This is a genomic window from Amycolatopsis thermophila (genome assembly GCF_030814215.1).
GTDB classification, from domain to species: domain Bacteria; phylum Actinomycetota; class Actinomycetes; order Mycobacteriales; family Pseudonocardiaceae; genus Amycolatopsis_E; species Amycolatopsis_E thermophila.
In genome coordinates this window covers 1,593,017-1,609,882 of record NZ_JAUSUT010000001.1, presented here as the reverse complement: position 1 = coordinate 1,609,882, position 16,866 = coordinate 1,593,017, and the positions used below count along the sequence as shown (strand labels likewise).

Annotated in this window: 17 protein-coding genes and 1 tRNA gene; 16 read left to right on the top strand and 2 right to left on the bottom strand. The window is 69.2% G+C overall.

Features of this window, described 5'->3' with window-relative positions; genetic code table 11:
• Positions 1 to 35: 35 nt before the first annotated feature.
• Positions 36 to 1,262 (bottom strand): pyridoxal phosphate-dependent aminotransferase, encoded by a 1,227-nt coding sequence (locus FB470_RS07935; RefSeq protein ID WP_306990060.1) that lies wholly within the window; start codon positions 1,260 to 1,262, stop codon positions 36 to 38.
• A 178-nt stretch (positions 1,263 to 1,440) separates the two neighbouring features.
• Between FB470_RS07935 and FB470_RS07930 the strand changes: the two genes are divergently transcribed.
• The 5 genes from FB470_RS07930 to rplA all read left to right on the top strand — a co-directional run bounded on the left by FB470_RS07930 (position 1,441) and on the right by rplA (position 4,193).
• Positions 1,441 to 1,513 (top strand) — tRNA-Trp (locus tag FB470_RS07930).
• Between the two features lie 27 nt (positions 1,514 to 1,540).
• Positions 1,541 to 1,990: a preprotein translocase subunit SecE gene (secE, locus tag FB470_RS07925; protein ID WP_306990058.1), complete on the top strand. Its 450-nt coding sequence runs from the start codon at positions 1,541 to 1,543 to the stop codon at positions 1,988 to 1,990.
• 55 nt (positions 1,991 to 2,045) lie between these two features.
• Positions 2,046 to 2,885, top strand: coding sequence for a transcription termination/antitermination protein NusG (nusG, locus tag FB470_RS07920; protein ID WP_306990056.1), 840 nt, complete (start codon positions 2,046 to 2,048; stop codon positions 2,883 to 2,885).
• Positions 2,886 to 2,962: 77 nt separating this feature from the next.
• Positions 2,963 to 3,394: a 50S ribosomal protein L11 gene (gene rplK / locus FB470_RS07915; protein WP_306990054.1), complete on the top strand. Its 432-nt coding sequence runs from the start codon at positions 2,963 to 2,965 to the stop codon at positions 3,392 to 3,394.
• Between the two features lie 79 nt (positions 3,395 to 3,473).
• Positions 3,474 to 4,193, top strand: coding sequence for a 50S ribosomal protein L1 (gene rplA / locus FB470_RS07910; RefSeq protein WP_306990052.1), 720 nt, complete (start codon positions 3,474 to 3,476; stop codon positions 4,191 to 4,193).
• A gap of 56 nt (positions 4,194 to 4,249) precedes the next feature.
• On the opposite strand, the gene FB470_RS07905 is transcribed toward rplA, so the two are convergent.
• The gene (locus tag FB470_RS07905) at positions 4,250 to 5,161 is read right to left on the bottom strand and encodes a hypothetical protein (protein WP_306990051.1); all 912 of its coding nucleotides are present in this window, start codon (positions 5,159 to 5,161) and stop codon (positions 4,250 to 4,252) included.
• 720 nt (positions 5,162 to 5,881) lie between these two features.
• Here FB470_RS07905 and rplJ point away from each other — a divergent pair.
• The 11 genes from rplJ (at position 5,882) to FB470_RS07850 (ending at position 16,864) form a co-directional block, all read left to right on the top strand.
• Positions 5,882 to 6,418: a 50S ribosomal protein L10 gene (gene rplJ, locus FB470_RS07900; RefSeq protein ID WP_306990050.1), complete on the top strand. Its 537-nt coding sequence runs from the start codon at positions 5,882 to 5,884 to the stop codon at positions 6,416 to 6,418.
• Between the two features lie 44 nt (positions 6,419 to 6,462).
• Positions 6,463 to 6,855: a 50S ribosomal protein L7/L12 gene (gene rplL / locus FB470_RS07895; protein WP_094003880.1), complete on the top strand. Its 393-nt coding sequence runs from the start codon at positions 6,463 to 6,465 to the stop codon at positions 6,853 to 6,855.
• A gap of 187 nt (positions 6,856 to 7,042) precedes the next feature.
• Positions 7,043 to 8,218: an ABC transporter ATP-binding protein gene (locus FB470_RS07890; RefSeq protein ID WP_306990047.1), complete on the top strand. Its 1,176-nt coding sequence runs from the start codon at positions 7,043 to 7,045 to the stop codon at positions 8,216 to 8,218.
• 38 nt (positions 8,219 to 8,256) lie between these two features.
• Positions 8,257 to 9,009: an MlaE family ABC transporter permease gene (locus tag FB470_RS07885; RefSeq protein ID WP_370876453.1), complete on the top strand. Its 753-nt coding sequence runs from the start codon at positions 8,257 to 8,259 to the stop codon at positions 9,007 to 9,009.
• A gap of 2 nt (positions 9,010 to 9,011) precedes the next feature.
• The gene (locus tag FB470_RS07880; protein ID WP_306990043.1) at positions 9,012 to 9,851 is read left to right on the top strand and encodes an MlaE family ABC transporter permease; all 840 of its coding nucleotides are present in this window, start codon (positions 9,012 to 9,014) and stop codon (positions 9,849 to 9,851) included.
• A 7-nt stretch (positions 9,852 to 9,858) separates the two neighbouring features.
• On the top strand, positions 9,859 to 11,196 hold the full coding sequence (locus FB470_RS07875) for an MCE family protein (RefSeq protein ID WP_306990041.1): 1,338 nt from the start codon (positions 9,859 to 9,861) through the stop codon (positions 11,194 to 11,196).
• Complete coding sequence (locus tag FB470_RS07870) at positions 11,193 to 12,224, top strand: MCE family protein (RefSeq protein WP_306990039.1); 1,032 nt, start codon at positions 11,193 to 11,195, stop codon at positions 12,222 to 12,224. Before FB470_RS07875 ends, FB470_RS07870 begins: the two co-directional genes overlap by 4 nt.
• Positions 12,221 to 13,207 carry an MCE family protein gene (locus FB470_RS07865; RefSeq protein WP_306990037.1) on the top strand — a complete coding sequence of 329 codons (987 nt, stop codon included), beginning with the start codon at positions 12,221 to 12,223 and terminating at the stop codon, positions 13,205 to 13,207. The genes FB470_RS07870 and FB470_RS07865 overlap by 4 nt, the downstream gene beginning before the upstream one ends.
• The gene (locus FB470_RS07860) at positions 13,204 to 14,388 is read left to right on the top strand and encodes an MCE family protein (RefSeq protein WP_306990035.1); all 1,185 of its coding nucleotides are present in this window, start codon (positions 13,204 to 13,206) and stop codon (positions 14,386 to 14,388) included. Before FB470_RS07865 ends, FB470_RS07860 begins: the two co-directional genes overlap by 4 nt.
• On the top strand, positions 14,385 to 15,608 hold the full coding sequence (locus FB470_RS07855; protein ID WP_306990034.1) for an MCE family protein: 1,224 nt from the start codon (positions 14,385 to 14,387) through the stop codon (positions 15,606 to 15,608). Before FB470_RS07860 ends, FB470_RS07855 begins: the two co-directional genes overlap by 4 nt.
• Complete coding sequence (locus FB470_RS07850) at positions 15,608 to 16,864, top strand: MlaD family protein (protein ID WP_306990032.1); 1,257 nt, start codon at positions 15,608 to 15,610, stop codon at positions 16,862 to 16,864. The genes FB470_RS07855 and FB470_RS07850 overlap by 1 nt, the downstream gene beginning before the upstream one ends.
• Positions 16,865 to 16,866: the final 2 nt, after the last annotated feature.

The window sequence follows — 16,866 nt, the reverse complement described above, 5'->3', positions numbered from 1 at the left end:
ACTGCGGAAGTGGCGCTGCGGTTACGCGGATCGGGTTACTTCGCCTCGGACAGCAGGGCGGCGATCCGCTGCACGCCCTCGACGAGGTCGGACTCGGCCAGCGCGTAGGAGAACCGGAAGTAGCCGGGCGTGCCGAAGGCCTCACCGGGCACCGCCGCGACGTCGGCCTCGCGCAGGATCAGGTCGGCCAGCTCGAGCGTGTCGGACGGCTTCTCGCCGCGGATCTCCTTGCCCAGGATCTCCTTGAACGACGGGTACGCGTAGAAGGCGCCCTCCGGCGTCGGGCACTCGACACCGGGGATGTCCGACAGCAGCGAGACGATCTTCTTCCGGCGGGTGTCGAACGCGGCGCGCATCTCGGCGACGACGTCCAGCGGCCCGGCGACCGCGGCCAGCGCGGCCCGCTGCGCGACGTTCGACACGTTGCCGCACAGGTGCGACTGGTAGCCCGTCGCCGCCTTGATCACGTCCTTCGGGCCGGCGATCCAGCCCACGCGCCACCCGGTCATCGAGTAGGTCTTGGCGACACCGTTGAGGACCAGCGTCTGGTCGGCCAGCTCCGGCACCACGACCGGCATCGAGTGGTTCTCGGCGCCGTCGTAGGTCAGGTGCTCGTAGATCTCGTCGGTGACCACCCAGATGCCGTGCTCGTAGGCCCACTTGCCGATGGCCTCGATCTGCTCCCGGGTGTAGACCGCGCCGGTCGGGTTGGACGGCGAGTTGAACAACAGCACCTTCGTGCGGTCGGTGCGCGCGGCCTCGAGCTGGTCCACGGTGACCCGGTAGCCGGTCGACTCGTCGGCGGTGACCTGCACCGGCACGCCGCCGGCCAGCTTGATCGACTCGGGGTAGGTGGTCCAGTACGGCGCCAGCAGCAGGACCTCGTCGCCCGGGTCGCACAGCGTCGCGAACGCCGAGTAGACGGCCTGCTTGCCGCCGTTGGTGACCAGGACCTGGCTGGCCTCGATGGCGAAGCCGGAGTCGCGCAGCGTCTTCGCCGCGATGGCCTCCTTCAGCTCGGGCAGGCCGCCGGCCGCGGTGTAACCGTGGTTGACCCGGTCGTGGACGGCCTTCGCGGCCGCCTCGACGACGTAGTCCGGGGTCGGGAAGTCCGGCTGCCCCGCACCGAAGCCGATCACCGGGCGGCCCTGCGCCTTCAGCTCCTTCGCCTTCGCGTCGACGGCGAGGGTGGCCGACGGCGTGATGCCGGCGATGCGGGCCGAGATGCGGGAGCGGGCAGTGACGGTTGCGGGTGCGCTCATGGCCTTCATGTTCGCACGTCGCGTGTGTCGAGAAGCACGCGGGAGCGGTTCTGCGCCCCTCGGTTGCGGGCCTGTTCGGGGCTTGCCGTAGACTTCCGAACTTGGAACGTCCGGCGCTTGACCCCGCAGGGCATGCGGGGAGGGTCAAGGGCGTCCAGCGAGCGGCTGGATTGCTCGAAGGGGTGTAGCTCAATTGGCAGAGCAGCGGTCTCCAAAACCGCAGGTTGCAGGTTCAAGTCCTGTCACCCCTGCGTCGAAGTAGGTGCCTGAGCGGAGGAGTGGTCGTGAGCGACAACGACGCCGGCGGCAAGGACCAGGAGCAGGAGTCCAAGCGGACTGCCCGCCCGGTCACGGCCGCGGCGCGGCGCGAACGTCGCGCCTCCGCGCGCCCTGCGGGCAAGGCGGCCAAGGACGGTGACAAGGCGCGTCCGGCGGGCAAGGCGTCCGCGGGCGCTCCGGCCGTCGAGGGCAAGTCCAAGGCGGGCGAGGTCAAGAAGGGTCGCGCGACCCCGAAGCGGACCCGCAAGGACAAGAAGCCGTCGCTGTTCGCCCGGCTGGTGCGGTTCATCCGCGAGGTGTGGGCGGAGCTGCGCAAGGTCATCTGGCCGACCCGCAAGCAGATGATCACCTACACCACGGTGGTGCTGGTCTTCGTGGCCTTCATGGTCGCGCTGGTCTCGTTGCTGGACTTCGCGTTCCGCAAGGGCGTGTTCTGGCTGTTCGGCTGAGCGCGTCTGCGGGGCCGGCACGGACACGACAAGCGATCAAGTGAGAGGACGGAACGTGACCTCCGAGAACGGCGTCGCAGCCGGCGACGAGTACGACGAGCCGGTCGAGGCGGCCACCGTGGCGGACGACGAGGCCGCCGTGTCCGACCAGGACGCCGGCACCGCGGCTGCCGGACTCGACACCGACAGCGCGGAGGCCGAGCCCGAGGACGCAGGCGAGACCGAGGCCGAGGCCGCCGTCGAGACCGAGGCCGCTCCGGCCGAGGACGACGACGAGGACCCGGTCGAGAAGATGCGCAAGGAGCTCAGCTCCCTGCCGGGCGAGTGGTACGTCGTGCACTCCTACGCCGGGTACGAGAACAAGGTCAAGAACAACCTCCAGACCCGTACCCAGACGCTGGACGTCGAGGACTACATCTTCCAGATCGAGGTGCCGACCGAAGAGGTCACCGAGATCAACAAGAACGGCCAGCGCAAGCTGGTGCAGCGCAAGGTGCTGCCCGGTTACATCCTGGTCCGCATGGAGCTCAACGACGCCTCCTGGAGCGCGGTCCGCAACACGCCCGGCGTCACCGGTTTCGTGGGCGCGACGTCGAAGCCGTCCCCGCTGACGATCGACGACGTGCTCAAGTTCCTGGCCCCGAAGGTCGACAAGGCCGCACCGGCGAAGGCCAAGGGCGAGGCCGCCTCGGCGGAGGCCGCCCTGGGCGCGCCCGCGGTCGAGGTCGACTTCGAGGTCGGCGAGTCGGTCACCGTCATGGACGGCCCGTTCGCCACGCTGCCCGCGACGATCAGCGAGGTCAACGCGGACGCGCAGAAGTTGAAGGTCCTGGTGTCGATCTTCGGCCGCGAGACGCCGGTCGAGTTGTCGTTCACGCAGGTCGCCAAGATCTGACGACCCAGTACACTGGATCGTTGGCCCTCGCGCGCAGGCAGGCGCGTGGGGTACTCGGTACTGAATAGGAACTAGGAATGCCACCCAAGAAGAAGAAGCTTGCAGCGATCATCAAGCTGCAGATTCAGGCGGGTGCCGCGAACCCGGCTCCGCCGGTCGGCCCCGCGCTGGGTCAGCACGGCGTCAACATCATGGAGTTCTGCAAGGCCTACAACGCCGCGACCGAGTCGCAGCGCGGCAACGTGGTGCCGGTCGAGATCTCCGTGTACGAAGACCGGTCGTTCGACTTCAAGCTGAAGACGCCGCCGGCCGCGAAGCTGCTGCTGAAGGCCGCGGGCGTCGACAAGGGCTCGGCCGAGCCGCACAAGACCAAGGTCGCCAAGGTGACCTGGGACCAGGTGCGCGAGATCGCCGAGACCAAGAAGTCGGACCTCAACGCCAACGACATCGACCAGGCCGCGAAGATCATCGCCGGCACCGCGCGGTCGATGGGCATCACGGTCGAATAAGCCCCCTCGGGGCTCACCGTGGGAGAGCCAGGCGCTGGCTCGCACCACAACTGATCCACATTTCTAGCTAAGGACAGACATGGCAAAGCGCAGCAAGGTCTACCGCCAGACCGCTGAGCAGGTGGACCGCACGCGGCTGTACGCGCCGCTGGAGGCCGTCAAGCTCGCGAAGGAACTCTCCAAGTCCAAGATGGACGAGACGGTCGAGGTCGCGATGCGCCTCGGCGTCGACCCCCGCAAGGCCGACCAGATGGTCCGCGGCACCGTGAACCTGCCGCACGGTACCGGTAAGACCGTCCGCGTCATCGCGTTCGCCGTTGGCGACAAGGCCGCGCAGGCCGAGGCCGCCGGTGCGGACGCCGTCGGCAGCGACGACCTGATCGAGCGAATCCAGGGTGGCTGGCTCGACTTCGACGCCGCTGTCGCGACGCCGGACCAGATGGCGAAGGTCGGGCGGATCGCCCGCATCCTGGGTCCGCGTGGCCTGATGCCGAACCCCAAGAGCGGCACCGTGACGCCCGACGTGGCCAAGGCGGTCACCGAGATCAAGGGCGGCAAGATCGACTTCCGGGTCGACAAGCAGGCCAACCTGCACCTGGTGATCGGCAAGGCGTCCTTCGAGGTCGAGAAGCTGGTGGAGAACTACGCCGCCGCGCTGGACGAGATCCTGCGGGCCAAGCCCTCCGCCGCGAAGGGCCGGTACGTGAAGAAGGTCGTCGTCTCGACCACCATGGGGCGCGGCATCCCGGTCGACCCGTCCCGGACGCGCAACCTGCTCTCCGAGGACGCGACCGCCTGATTCCCGGCTGTAGCTGACGAAGGGCCCCGGCGCTGACGCGCCGGGGCCCTTCTTTGCTATCGGCTGGTGGGGGTCGCCGGACTCGACCCGGCACTCGGTGCCGGGCACGGGTTGGGGCCGGACCGGTGCCCGGTGATGAGCCACTGGCCCTTGTCCACGCGCTGCACCGTGAACGTGCCGAGCGCGGGCCCGCCCCGGATGGTGAACCGGCACGAGTCGATCGTCAACGTATCGCCGGGAGGCGGTTCGGAGACCGAGCTCGGGATCGACTCGGCGTAGTCGTTGGCGTTGGTGACTTGCCGCTTCAAAGCGAAGACCGCCTGCTGGCAGTCGGGATACCCGAGGTCCTCGGCGAACTTCTGCTGCACCGGGATGTCGAACGAGCCGCAGGCGAGGTCCGGCCGGTTCTGGGCAATCTGGGCGTAGACCATCCGGACCGCTTCGTACGGTTGGGTCGAGAAGATCTTGTTCGTGTGGTAGGTGCCGCCGCCGGTTTGGGAGGCGGGGAGGTCCGGGTCGTCCTCGGGGAAGAAGTGGCGGTACGCCAGCGTCCCGGCGATCACCAGGACCAGCAGGAACAGGAACGCGGACAGGAGTTTGCCGGCCAGGCGTTTCGCCCAGCGGGGGGCCTTGATCTTCGGCCTCGGTGAGGGTGGTTGGGGGGCCTGGAGCTGGCCGTAGGGGGGCGGGGGGATCGGGGGGCCGCCGTGACCGGGCTGCGTCGGGGGGCCGTAGCCGGGCGCGCTCTGGACCGGGGCGTTCTGCGCGGGGACCACCTGGCCGTTCCCCTGGCGCTGGGCCTCGGTGTAGCGGAGGAAGTCCTGGAACTGCTGGAATTGCTGGAACTGCCGCAGCTGCTCCGGATCCAGCGGGGGAACGGGCTCGACCGCCGAACCGCCGGTCGACGGCGAGGCCCCGCCCGCCGGCAAACCACCGGGCACCGAACCACCGGCCGTTGGGCCGCCCACTGCCGCTCCATTGCCTTCCGAACCGCCGGCCGTCGATCCATCGCCTGCCGATCCATGAGCCGGCAACGCGCCGGCGGGAGGCTGGGCATGCGGCGAGGTGGCACCCTCGCCGGCGCCTCCGGCACCCTCACCGGCGTGCCCGGCGCGAGCGGGGCCCCCGGCACCCCTGGCGCCAGCGCCGCCAGCGGGACCCCCACCGTCCCCGGCGCCCGGCCCAGCGGGACCCCCGCCGTCCCCGGCGCCCGGCCCAGCGGGACCCCCGCCGTCCCCGGCGCCCGGCCCAGCGGGACCCCCGCCGTCCCCGGCGCCCGGCCCAGCGGGACCCCCGGCGCCGCCGGACCCGCCGGGACCACCGGCCCCGGCGGGGTCGTTCCGGGACGGCTCGTCGGGCTGCTGGCCTGGTCGCTGCTCCACCACCCGCCCATGATGCCTGCCGCCCCGTGGTCGAGTCAGCACGGTCCGCGAAACCCGGCCCCCGCGACACCTGCGAAAACCACCAGGTACGATGGACGACGGTTCTACCGAAGACCGCTGGTTCTTCACGTCTCCACGGCGTGAAGCGAAGTGCCCCGCGAAGAGGGGGCGGCCCGCGCAGGAAGAACGAGGCAGGCGCACCACGTGTGTGCCCCAACGCCCCGTGCTTGCTGCGCGTGGGCGTTTTCTTCTTCCAGGGGCTCCTCGAACCCGGCGGTCACAACCAGCCAAGAGAGGAGGCGACCCATGGCGAAGCCGGACAAGGTGGCGGCCGTCGCCGAGATCGCGGACCACTTCCGCAACAGCTCGGCCACCGTCATCACGCAGTACAACGGCCTCTCCGTGTCCCAGCTGTCCCAGCTGCGCCGCGCTCTCGGCACCAGTGCCAAGTACCGGGTCGCGAAGAACACCCTCGTGCAGCGGGCCGCGGAAGAGGCCGGCATCGAGGGTCTTCAGGACCTCTTCGTCGGCCCGACCGCTATCGCCTTCGTGCAGGGTGAGCCGGTCGACGCCGCCAAGGCCCTGAAGAACTTCGCCAAGGACAACGCCGCCCTGGTCATCAAGGGCGGCTACATGGACGGCCGCCCGCTGTCCGTCGACGAGGTCAACCAGATCGCCGACCTCGACAGCCGCGAGGTTCTCCTCGCGAAGGCGGCCGGCGCGTTCAAGGCCAAGCTGTCCCAGGCCGCGGCACTGTTCCAGGCCCCGGCGTCCCAGGTCGCCCGCCTCGCGCAGGCCCTGGCCGACAAGCAGCAGGGCGACGAGGCACCCGCCGAGAGCTGAAGTACCACCCACCCCGTACCACCCGTTAGGAAAGGAACGCCATCATGGCGAAGCTGAGCACCGACGAACTGCTCGACGCGTTCAAGGAGCTGACCCTGCTGGAGCTCTCGGACTTCGTGAAGAAGTTCGAGGAGACCTTCGACGTCACCGCCGCCGCCCCGGTCGCCGCCGTCGCGGCCGCCCCGGGTGCCGCTGCCGCGGGCGCCCCGGCCGAGGAGGAGAAGGACGAGTTCGACGTCATCCTCGAGGGTGCCGGCGACAAGAAGATCCAGGTCATCAAGGTCGTCCGCGAGGTCGTCTCCGGCCTGGGCCTGAAGGAGGCCAAGGAGCTCGTCGAGGGCGCCCCGAAGCCGCTCCTGGAGAAGGTCGACAAGGACGCCGCCAACGCGGCCAAGGAGAAGCTCGAGGCTGCCGGCGCCAAGGTCAGCGTCAAGTAACTCGCGCATTCCGCATCACGAAAAAGCGGACCATCCTCCGAGGATGGTCCGCTTTTTTCGTTCACCTGGATTGTGGCTTGAAAAACTGGTGAGTAACCTGCTCGGGACTTGACTCGTTGCACCCTGAAGACGCCGGGCAGGCGTGTGCCAGGGTGTTGTCCACGGCGTCGGAGCTGCGGGAGGTTCGATGGGTGCCGAGGTGGTCATCGAGGGTCTGACCAAGTCCTTCGGGCGGCAGACCATTTGGCGGGACGTGACCTTGACGCTGCCTCCGGGCGAGGTGTCGGTCATGCTCGGCCCGTCGGGCACCGGTAAGTCGGTGTTCCTCAAGTCCATGATCGGGCTGCTCAAGCCCGACCGGGGCAAGTGCGTCATCAACGGCGTCGACATCGTGCGGTGCAGCGAGCACAAGCTGTACGAAACGCGAAAACTGTTCGGGGTGCTGTTCCAGGACGGCGCGCTGTTCGGGTCGATGAACCTCTACGACAACGTCGCCTTCCCGCTGCGCGAGCACACCAAGAAATCCGAGACGGAGATCCGCCGGATCGTCCTGGAAAAGCTCGACATGACCGGTCTGGCCGGTGCCGAGAAGAAGCTCCCCGGTGAGATCTCCGGCGGTATGCGCAAGCGCGCCGGCCTGGCCCGCGCCCTCGTGCTGGACCCGGAGATCATCCTGGTCGACGAGCCGGACTCCGGTCTGGACCCGGTGCGCACCACCTACATCTCGCAGCTGTTCATCGACGTGAACGCGCAGATCGACGCCACCTTCCTGATCGTCACGCACAACATCAACCTGGCCCGCACGGTGCCGGACAACCTGGGCATGCTGTTCCGCAAGGAGCTGGTCATGTTCGGGCCGCGCGAGGTGCTGCTGACCAGCGAGGAGCCGGTGGTCAAGCAGTTCCTCAACGGCCGCATGGACGGCCCGATCGGCATGTCCGAGGAGAAGGACACCGCCCAGATGGCCGCGGAGCGCGCCATGTTCGAGGCCGGTCACCACGCGGGCGGTGTCGAGGACGTCTCCGGCATCCCCGCCCAGATGCAGCCGACCCCGGGTGTGCCGACCCGCCAGGGCGCCATCCGCCGCAAGGACCGGGTCATGAAGATCCTGCACACCCTGCCGCCGGCGGCGCAGGAGGGGATCATCGAGTCCCTGTCCCCCGAGGAGCAGCGGCACTACGGTGTCAGCCCGCGCCGCGCCGTCCACACCGGCAGCCGGCACGCGGCCGTGACCACCCCGCTGCCGACGCACCACCAGGGACAGCTCTCCGAGGAGGAGATCGCCCGGATGCCGCAGTCGGGCTGGCCGAGCAGAACCGAGACCACCGACCGGTTGCGTGGACCGGGGGCCGGTGAGGCATGAGTTCGTCGGCCACCTCGGCCAAGGTTCCCGGCATCGGAATGTTGCGTGAAACCGGGAAGCTGTTCGCCCTCGGGCTGGACATCATCCGCGGGTTCTTCCAGCGGCCGTTCCAGCTGCGTGAGTTCATCCAGCAGTCCTGGTTCATCGCCAGCGTGACGATCCTGCCCACCGCCTTGGTCGCGATCCCGTTCGGCGCGGTCATCTCGCTGCAGTTCGGCTCGCTCGCGCGCCAGCTGGGCGCCCAGTCCTACACGGGTGCCGGCAGCGTGCTGGCGACCGTGCAGCAGGCCGCGCCGCTGGTGACCGCCCTGCTCGTCGCGGGCGCCGGCGGCAGCGCGATCTGCGCGGACATCGGTGCGCGCACCATCCGCGAGGAGATCGACGCGATGGAGGTGCTCGGCGTCTCCGCGGTGCAGCGGCTGATCGTGCCGCGCGTGCTCGCGTCGATGCTCGTCGCGCTGCTGCTCAACGGCATGGTCAGCGTCATCGGCGTGCTCGGCGGCTACTTCTTCAACGTGGTGCTGCAGGGCGGCACGCCGGGTGCGTACCTGGCGAGCTTCTCGGCGCTGGCGCAGTTGCCCGACCTGTGGGTCGGCGAGATCAAGGCGTTGATCTTCGGGTTCATCGCCGCCGTGGTCGCCGCCTACCGCGGGCTGAACCCGTCCGGCGGCCCGAAGGGCGTCGGCGACGCGGTGAACCAGTCCGTCGTCATCACGTTCCTGATGCTGTTCGTCGTGAACTTCGTGATCACGCTGATCTACCTGCAGATCGTCCCCGGAAAGCTGAGCTGATCATGGCGAGCATCGGTCAGACGGCGAAGCGGATCGCCCACCGTCCACTCGAGGTCCTGGACAACTTCGGCGATCAGATGTCGTTCTACATCCGCGCGCTGGCGTGGACGCCGCGGACGATCCGCCGCTACACCAAGGAGGTCCTGCGGCTGCTGGCGGAGGTGAGCTTCGGCTCGGGTTCGCTGGCGGTCATCGGCGGCACGGTCGGCGTGATGATCGGCCTGACGCTGTTCACCGGTGTGCTGGTCGGCCTGCAGGGCTACTCGGCCCTGAACTCGATCGGCACGTCGGCGTTCACCGGCTTCCTGACGGCGTTCTTCAACACCCGCGAGATCGCGCCGCTGGTCGCGGGCCTGGCGCTGTCGGCGACCGTCGGCGCCGGGTTCACCGCCCAGCTGGGCGCGATGCGGATCTCGGAGGAGATCGACGCGCTCGAGGTGATGGGCGTGCCGAGTCTGCCGTACCTGGTGACCACCCGGATCATCGCCGGGTTCGTCGCGGTCATCCCGCTGTACGTGATCGGCCTGCTGTCGTCCTACCTGGCGTCGCGACTGGTGGTCATCTACATCTACGGCCAGTCCGCGGGCACGTACGACCACTACTTCAACCTGTTCCTGCCTCCCCAGGACGTCTTCTACTCGTTCATCAAGGTGCTGATATTCAGCGTCGTGATCATCCTGACCCACTGCTACTTCGGGTACCGCGCCTCGGGCGGCCCGGCGGGCGTGGGTGTGGCGGTGGGCCGCGCGGTGCGGCTGAGCATCGTCACGGTCGCCATCATCAACTTCTTCATCGGGTTCGCCATCTGGGGGACCTCGGTGACGGTCCGGATCGCGGGGTGAGGACACCGTGGTGACCCTGCGCCGCAGGCTGCTGGGCCTGCTCCTGATCGCCGTCCTGGTGGGCGGCGTGACCCTGTCGATCGCCATGTACAACAAGGCGTTCACCAAGACCGTCGACGTGAAGCTGCAGGCGGGCGAGGTCGGCAACCAGCTGCTGCCGCAGTCCGACGTCAAGGTGCGCGGGCTGATCGTCGGGTCGGTGAAGTCGATCGAGGCGGACGCCGAGGGCGCCACGCTGACCCTCGCGCTGGACCCGGAGTCGGCGAAGATGATCCCGGAGAACGTCAGCGCCCGCTTCCTGCCGAAGACGCTGTTCGGCGAGCGGTACGTCTCCCTGGAGATCCCGAAGCAGCCGTCGGCGAAGACGCTCACGGCCGGTGACGTGATCCCGGAGGACCGCACGCAGAACGCGGTCCAGCTGTCGCAGGCGCTGGACGACCTGCTGCCGGTGCTGCAGGCCGTGCAGCCGGAGAAGCTGTCCGCCACGCTGACCGCGATCTCCAGTGCCCTGGAGGGCCGCGGCGAGACGCTCGGGCAGACCCTGTCCGAGCTGGGCACCTACGTCGGCGACCTGAACCCGCACCTGCCGCAGCTGCAGGAGAACCTGCGCGAGCTGGCCAAGTTCTCCGACCACCTGTCCGACTCGGCGCCGGACCTGGTGCAGACGCTGGACAACCTGTCGACGACCACGAAGACGATCTTCGACGAGCAGCAGAACCTGCAGGCCCTCTACGGCAACGTGACCGCCGCTTCGCAGACCCTGGAATCGTTCGTGAGCGCGAATGCGAACAACCTGATCAGCTTCGCCGCGAACTCGCGGCCCACCGCAGAGTTGCTGGCGAAGTACGCGCCGGAGTACCCGTGCCTGTTCGGGTCGATGGCCGAACTGGTGCCCTACGTGGACCAGGCTCTGGGCAAGGGCACGAACCAGCCCGGCCTGCACGCGACGATCGAGATCGTCACCTCGCGCGGGCCGTACAAGGCCGGCCGCGACGAGCCTCGCTTCGAGGACAAGCGGGGCCCGCGCTGCTACAACGTCAAGGACTTCCCGCAGCCGTTCCCGCAGTACCCGCCGGAGGGGCCGATCAAGGACGGCGCCCAGCCGACCCCGGGTTCGCGGTCGGCCAGTGACGGTCTCCAGCCGGCCAACACCATCGCCGACGCCGGTGGCTACAACGGCGGCGGTGGCGCGGCGGGCGGCAACCCGGCCAACAGCGCCGCCGAACTCGAGATCCTGTCCCAGCTCGTCGGCCCGCAGGTCGGCATGGCGCCGTCCGACGTGCCGGGCTGGAGTGGTCTGCTCGTCGGTCCGCTCTACCGCGGGGCGGAGGTGACGGTGCAGTGAGGGGCCTGCTCGCGCCGCTGATCAAGTTGACGGTCTTCATCGTGATCACCGTGTTGTTCACGGCGGTCCTCGGCATCAGCATCGCCAACATCAACACCCAGGACACCACCGGCTACAGCGCGCGCTTCACCGACGCCACGCTCGTGCTGCCCGGTGACGACGTCCGCATCGCCGGCGTGAAGGTCGGCCAGGTCACGAACGTCAAGATCGTCGACCGCCGCCAGGCGCAGATCGACTTCGAGGTCGACCAGGGCCGCCGCCTGCCCGCCGGGGTCACCGTGCAGATCAAGTACCGCAACCTCGTCGGGCAGCGGTACCTCTCGCTCGGCCAGGGCACCGGTGACCAGAACGAGACGCTCAAGCCGGGCAGCACGATCCCGCTCGAGCGCACCAAACCGGCGCTGGACCTCGACGAGCTGTTCAACGGCTTCAAGCCGCTGTTCCGCGCGCTCAACCCGGAGGACGTCAACAAGCTGTCCTACGAGCTGATCCAGGTCCTGCAGGGCGAGGGCGGCACGATCGACAGCCTGCTCGCCCACACCGCGTCGCTGACCAGCACGATCGCCCAGAAGGACCAGGTGATCGGCCAGGTGGTGACCAACCTGAACACGGTGCTGGACGCGGTCAACGCGCACACCCCGCAGCTGACCGACCTGATCGACAAGCTGCAGCAGCTGACCACCGGCCTGGCGCAGGACCGCGATTCGATCGGCAACGCGATCGACGCGCTGGGCGGGCTGGCGACCACGACCGCGGGCTTCCTCGACCACGCCCGCGAGCCGCTCAAGAACGACATCTCGGCGCTGGGCGGGCTGGCCCAGAACCTCGACGACAGCGAGCCACTGGTGGAGCACTTCATCCAGTTCCTGCCGCAGAAGGTCACGACGCTGGCGCGCACGGCCGACTACGGTTCCTGGTTCAACTTCTACCTCTGCTCGGCGAGCGGGAGCGTGTCGCTGCCGCCGCTGATCAACCAGGAGATCAACATCCCGATCCTGCCGGCGACCCGTGAGCGGTGCGGGTCATGAGGAGCTTCCAGTCCCGCAACCCGGTGCCCATCGCGGCCGTCGGCCTCGTGCTGATGCTGCTGGGCTTCATCGCCGCGCTGAACGCCGACAGCCTGCCGATCATCGGGGCCGGCACCACCTACGAGGCCGAGTTCACCGAGGCGGCCGGCCTGAAGGCCGACGACGAGGTGCGCGTGGCCGGGGTCAAGGTCGGCAAGGTCACGGACGTGGACCTGGACGGCGCCCAGGTGAAGGTGACGTTCAAGGTCAAGGACACCTGGCTGGGCGACAAGACCGCGGCGGCGATCAAGATCAAGACGCTGCTCGGGCAGAAGTACCTGGCGCTGGACCCGGTGGGGGAGAAGGCGCTCGACCCGGGTACGCCGATCCCCAAGGAACGCACCCTGGCGCCCTACGACGTGCTCGACGCGTTCCGGGACCTGTCCACCACGGTCAACGACATCGACACCGACCAGCTGGCGCAGTCGTTCGACGTGCTGTCGCAGACGCTGTCGGGCACCCCGGACAACGTGCGCGGGGCGCTCAACGGCCTGTCCCAGCTGTCGGACACCATCGCCAAGCGGGACACCGAGCTGTCCCAGCTGCTGCGGAACACGAACCAGATCTCGCAGACCCTGGCCGACCGGGACCAGCAGCTGACCCGGTTGCTGTCCGACGGGAACCTGGTGCTGCAGGAGGTCGCCGCCCGGGAGCAGGCGATCTCGACGCTGCTGACGGGTTCGCAGGAGCTGTCCCGGCAGCTGCAGGGGCTGGTGAGCGACAACGACGCGCAGCTGGGCCCGGTGCTGACCTCACTGGACCAGCTGACCGCGATGCTGCAGCGCAACCAGGACTCCCTGGCGCAGGGCATCGCCCGCTTCGCGCCCTACATCCGCGTGTTCACCAACACCGTCGGCAACGGCCACTGGTTCGACAACTACATCTGCGGCCTGATCCTGCCGTCGGTCGGCCCCCTGAACGAAGAGGGGTGCAACCAGAAATGACGGAAACCCGTTTCGGACGCTCACTGGCGCGCGGCATCGCCGCGGCGTGCGTGCTCGGTCTCGTGGTGGCCGGCGTGCTGTGGTGGACGCTCAAGGACGCCGACCGGAAGCACGTCACCGCCTACTTCACCGGTGCGACCGGGTTGTACGTGGGCAACAGCGTGCGGGTGCTCGGCGTCGACATGGGCAAGGTGACCGCGGTCCAGCCGATGGGCGACCGGGTCAAGGTCGAGATGGAGTACGACCGCTCGGTGCGGATCCCGGCCGACGCGCAGGCCGCGATCGTCGCGCCGTCGCTGGTCAGCGACCGGTACGTGCAGCTCGCTCCCGCCTACACCGGTGGCCCGGTGATCAGCGAGGGCGCCGTGATCCCGCTCGAGCGGACCGCGGTGCCGGTCGAGGTCGACCAGCTCTACCAGAGCCTGGACAAGATCAGCCAGTCGCTCGGCCCGAACGGGGTCAACTCCAACGGCTCGCTGTCGGACCTGCTCACCACGCTCGCGCAGAACGTGGACGGCAACGGCCAGGCCCTGCACGACACGATCAGCAAGCTGAGCCAGGCGTCGCGGACGTTGGCGGGCAACAAGGACGACCTGTTCGCCACGGTCAGCAACCTCGCCGACTTCACCACCACCCTGGCCCGGAGCGACAACCAGGTGCGGCAGTTCGAGAGCAGGCTCGCCGACGTCTCCGGCTACCTGGCGGGGGAGAAGGACAACCTCGCCGCCACGGTGCAGCAGCTGGGCACCACGCTGGCGACGGTGCAGCAGTTCATCAACACCCACCAGGACCGGCTCAAGTCCAACGTGGACAAGCTGGCCAGCGTGACCCAGGTGCTGGTGGACCAGCGCAGCGCGCTCGCCGAGATCCTCGACGTCGCGCCGGTGGGCCTGAACAACGTCATCAACGCCTACAACGGCTCGTCCGGCACGCTCGACGCGCGGGCGAACATCAACGAGCTCACCCAGCCGCCGATCGTGATGATCTGCAACCTGCTCAAGCAGACCCCGAAGGCGCTGGACGCGCTCGGCAACCTGTGCGGCTCGGTCGCGCCGCTGCTGGACGGGGCGGTCCCGCTGCCCTCGGTCGCGCAGACCGTGCACGCGCTGCAGAACGGCGAGCCGCCACCGCTGCCGCTCCCGCTGGCCCAGACCGTCTACGGAACGGGGGCGTCGCGGTGAGGAAGGCACTCGCGCTCGTCGCCGCCGGCGTGGCCGGGGCGCTGACCCTGTCCGGCTGCTCGTTCGGCGGCATCTACGACGTCCCGCTGCCCGGCGGCGCCGACCTCGGCGACCACCCGTACACCGTGAAGGTCCAGTTCGCCGACGTGCTCGACCTGGTGCCGCAGGCCGGGGTCAAGGTCAACGAGGTGCCGGTCGGCCGCGTCGAGGAGGTCGGGCTGACCCCGGACGGCTGGCACGCCGAGGTCACCGTTCGGATCAACGGCGGCGTGAAGCTGCCGGCCAACGCGCTGGCCAACATCCGGCAGTCCAGCCTGCTCGGCGAGAAGTACGTCGAGCTGGCCTCGCCGGGCGACGACCTCGCGCAGGGCACGCTCACCGACGGCGCCGAGATCCCGCTGGCCCGCACCAACCGCAGCGTCGAGGTGGAGGAGGTGCTGGGCGCGCTGTCCATGCTGCTCAACGGCGGCGGGGTGGAGCAGCTCAACACCATCACCAAGGAGCTCAACGCCGCCACCGAGGGCCGCGAGCCGGACATCCGGCGGCTGCTGGACAACGCCGACCGGCTGGTGTCCACACTGGACTCCCAGTCCGGCGACATCACGCGCGCCCTGGACGGGCTCAACCGGCTGTCCAGCACGCTGGCCGGGCAGAAGGACAAGATCGTGCACGCGATCGACGACCTCGGACCCGGCATCGGAGTGCTGGAGCAGCAGCGCACGCAGCTGGTCACCATGCTGCAGGCGCTGCAGAACCTGTCCGGCGTCACCGTCGACACGCTGAACAAGAGCCAGGCGAACCTGGTGGCCGACCTGCGGGCGCTGCTGCCGACCCTGCAGAAGCTCGGCGAGGCCGGCGCCGACCTGCCCAAGTCGCTGGAGATCCTGCTGACCTACCCGTTCACCGACGCGGCGATCGACGGCGTCAAGGGCGACTACTTCAACCTCTACGCGAAGATCGACCTCAACCTGCAGAACGTGCTGCAGAACCTGAGCCGCAGCAGGCAGAACCCGCTGTCCGGGATGCTGCCCGGCGCGCTCGACGGGCTGACCGGCGGTGTTTCCGGCGAGCAGGCCAACCAGCCGCCGCCACTGCCGTTGCCGCTGCAGACGCAGGCGGCGCAGCAGAACCCGGCGGGCACCGCGACCGGTTCGACCGGTGCCCAGCCTCAGCCGACCGGGGCCGCGGGCATCTTCGGCCTGCTGGCAGGGGGTGTGTGATGCTGGTCCGCAAGACGAGGATCCAACTGGTCGCGTTCCTGGTCATCTCCGTGGTCGCGATCGTGTACGCGCTGATCCGGTTCGCCGGGCTCGGGCAGGTGTTCGGCCAGACCGGTTACACGGTCAAGCTGGACCTGAACTCCTCCGGCGGCATCTTCACCGGCGCCGAGGTCACCTACCGCGGTTTCAACATCGGCAAGGTGGGCCAGCTGCGGCTCACCGCGGACGGGCTGCAGGCCGACCTGGAGATCTCGCCGGACACCCCGCAGGTGCCGGCGAACCTGCAGGCCGTGATCGCGAACCGCTCGGCCGTCGGCGAGCAGTTCGTCGACCTGCGCCCGGTCGCCGACGGCGGGCCGTACCTGCAGGGCGGGTCCGTCATCCCGGCCGCCAAGACCGAGGTGCCGATCGGCACCGACCAGATCATCACCGACCTGGACAGCCTCGCGTCGTCGGTGCCCAAGGACGCGCTGCGGACCGTCGTCGACGAGTCGTACAACGCGTTCAACGGCACCGGTCGCGACCTGCAGGAGCTGCTCGACACCGCCCGGGACTTCACCGGCACCGCGCAGCAGTACCTGCCGCAGACGGTGCAGCTGCTCGACTCCGGCGAGAAGGTGCTCGCGACGCAGAACGCGCAGGCGGGCAACCTGGCCGAGTTCAGCCGCAACCTCAACGAGCTGTCCGCCACGCTCAAGGGGTCCGACGCCGACATCCGGAGGCTGATCGAGGTCGCGCCCGGTGCGGCGCAGACGCTCAACCAGTTCGTCGCCGACCTCGGGCCCGGGCTCGGCGAGCTGACCGCGAACCTGCTGACCACGTCGAACCTGCTGCTCACCCGGCAGGACGGCATCCAGCAGGTGCTGGTCAGCTACCCGGTGCTGGCCGTCGGTGCCCGCAGCGTCGCGCCCGGCGACGGGACCGCGCACCTCGGACTGGCGCTCAACCTGTTCGACCCGCCGGTGTGCACCAAGGGCTACATGAACCCGGAGAACTACCGGACCGGCGCCGAGACCACCCCGCGGGACCCGAACCTCGGTTCCTACTGCGCGGAGCCGGCGGGCAGCCCGATCGACGTGCGCGGTGCGCAGAACGCGCCGTACAACGGGGTGCCGGTCGCGCCGACGCCGGAGCAGGTGCAGCAGAACTCCGACCGGGACGAGCAGCAGCTGGCGTACATGCGGGGCACCCCCGGTGTCGTCGGTTCGCCGGGCGTCTCGATCAACAGCCTGAGCGCCCTGCTGGGCCTGCCCTGACC

Bases quoted from the DNA above. Each gene is read 5' to 3' on its own strand.
- FB470_RS07935 (WP_306990060.1), bottom strand. From the start codon at position 1,262: ATGAGCGCACCCGCAACCGTCACTGCCCGCTCCCGCATCTCGGCCCGC.
- rplK (WP_306990054.1), top strand. From the start codon at position 2,963: ATGCCACCCAAGAAGAAGAAGCTTGCAGCGATCATCAAGCTGCAGATT.
- rplA (WP_306990052.1), top strand. From the start codon at position 3,474: ATGGCAAAGCGCAGCAAGGTCTACCGCCAGACCGCTGAGCAGGTGGAC.
- rplJ (WP_306990050.1), top strand. From the start codon at position 5,882: ATGGCGAAGCCGGACAAGGTGGCGGCCGTCGCCGAGATCGCGGACCAC.
- rplL (WP_094003880.1), top strand. From the start codon at position 6,463: ATGGCGAAGCTGAGCACCGACGAACTGCTCGACGCGTTCAAGGAGCTG.
- FB470_RS07890 (WP_306990047.1), top strand. From the start codon at position 7,043: ATGGGTGCCGAGGTGGTCATCGAGGGTCTGACCAAGTCCTTCGGGCGG.
- FB470_RS07885 (WP_370876453.1), top strand. From the start codon at position 8,257: ATGTTGCGTGAAACCGGGAAGCTGTTCGCCCTCGGGCTGGACATCATC.
- FB470_RS07880 (WP_306990043.1), top strand. From the start codon at position 9,012: ATGGCGAGCATCGGTCAGACGGCGAAGCGGATCGCCCACCGTCCACTC.
- FB470_RS07865 (WP_306990037.1), top strand. From the start codon at position 12,221: ATGAGGAGCTTCCAGTCCCGCAACCCGGTGCCCATCGCGGCCGTCGGC.
- FB470_RS07860 (WP_306990035.1), top strand. From the start codon at position 13,204: ATGACGGAAACCCGTTTCGGACGCTCACTGGCGCGCGGCATCGCCGCG.
- FB470_RS07850 (WP_306990032.1), top strand. From the start codon at position 15,608: ATGCTGGTCCGCAAGACGAGGATCCAACTGGTCGCGTTCCTGGTCATC.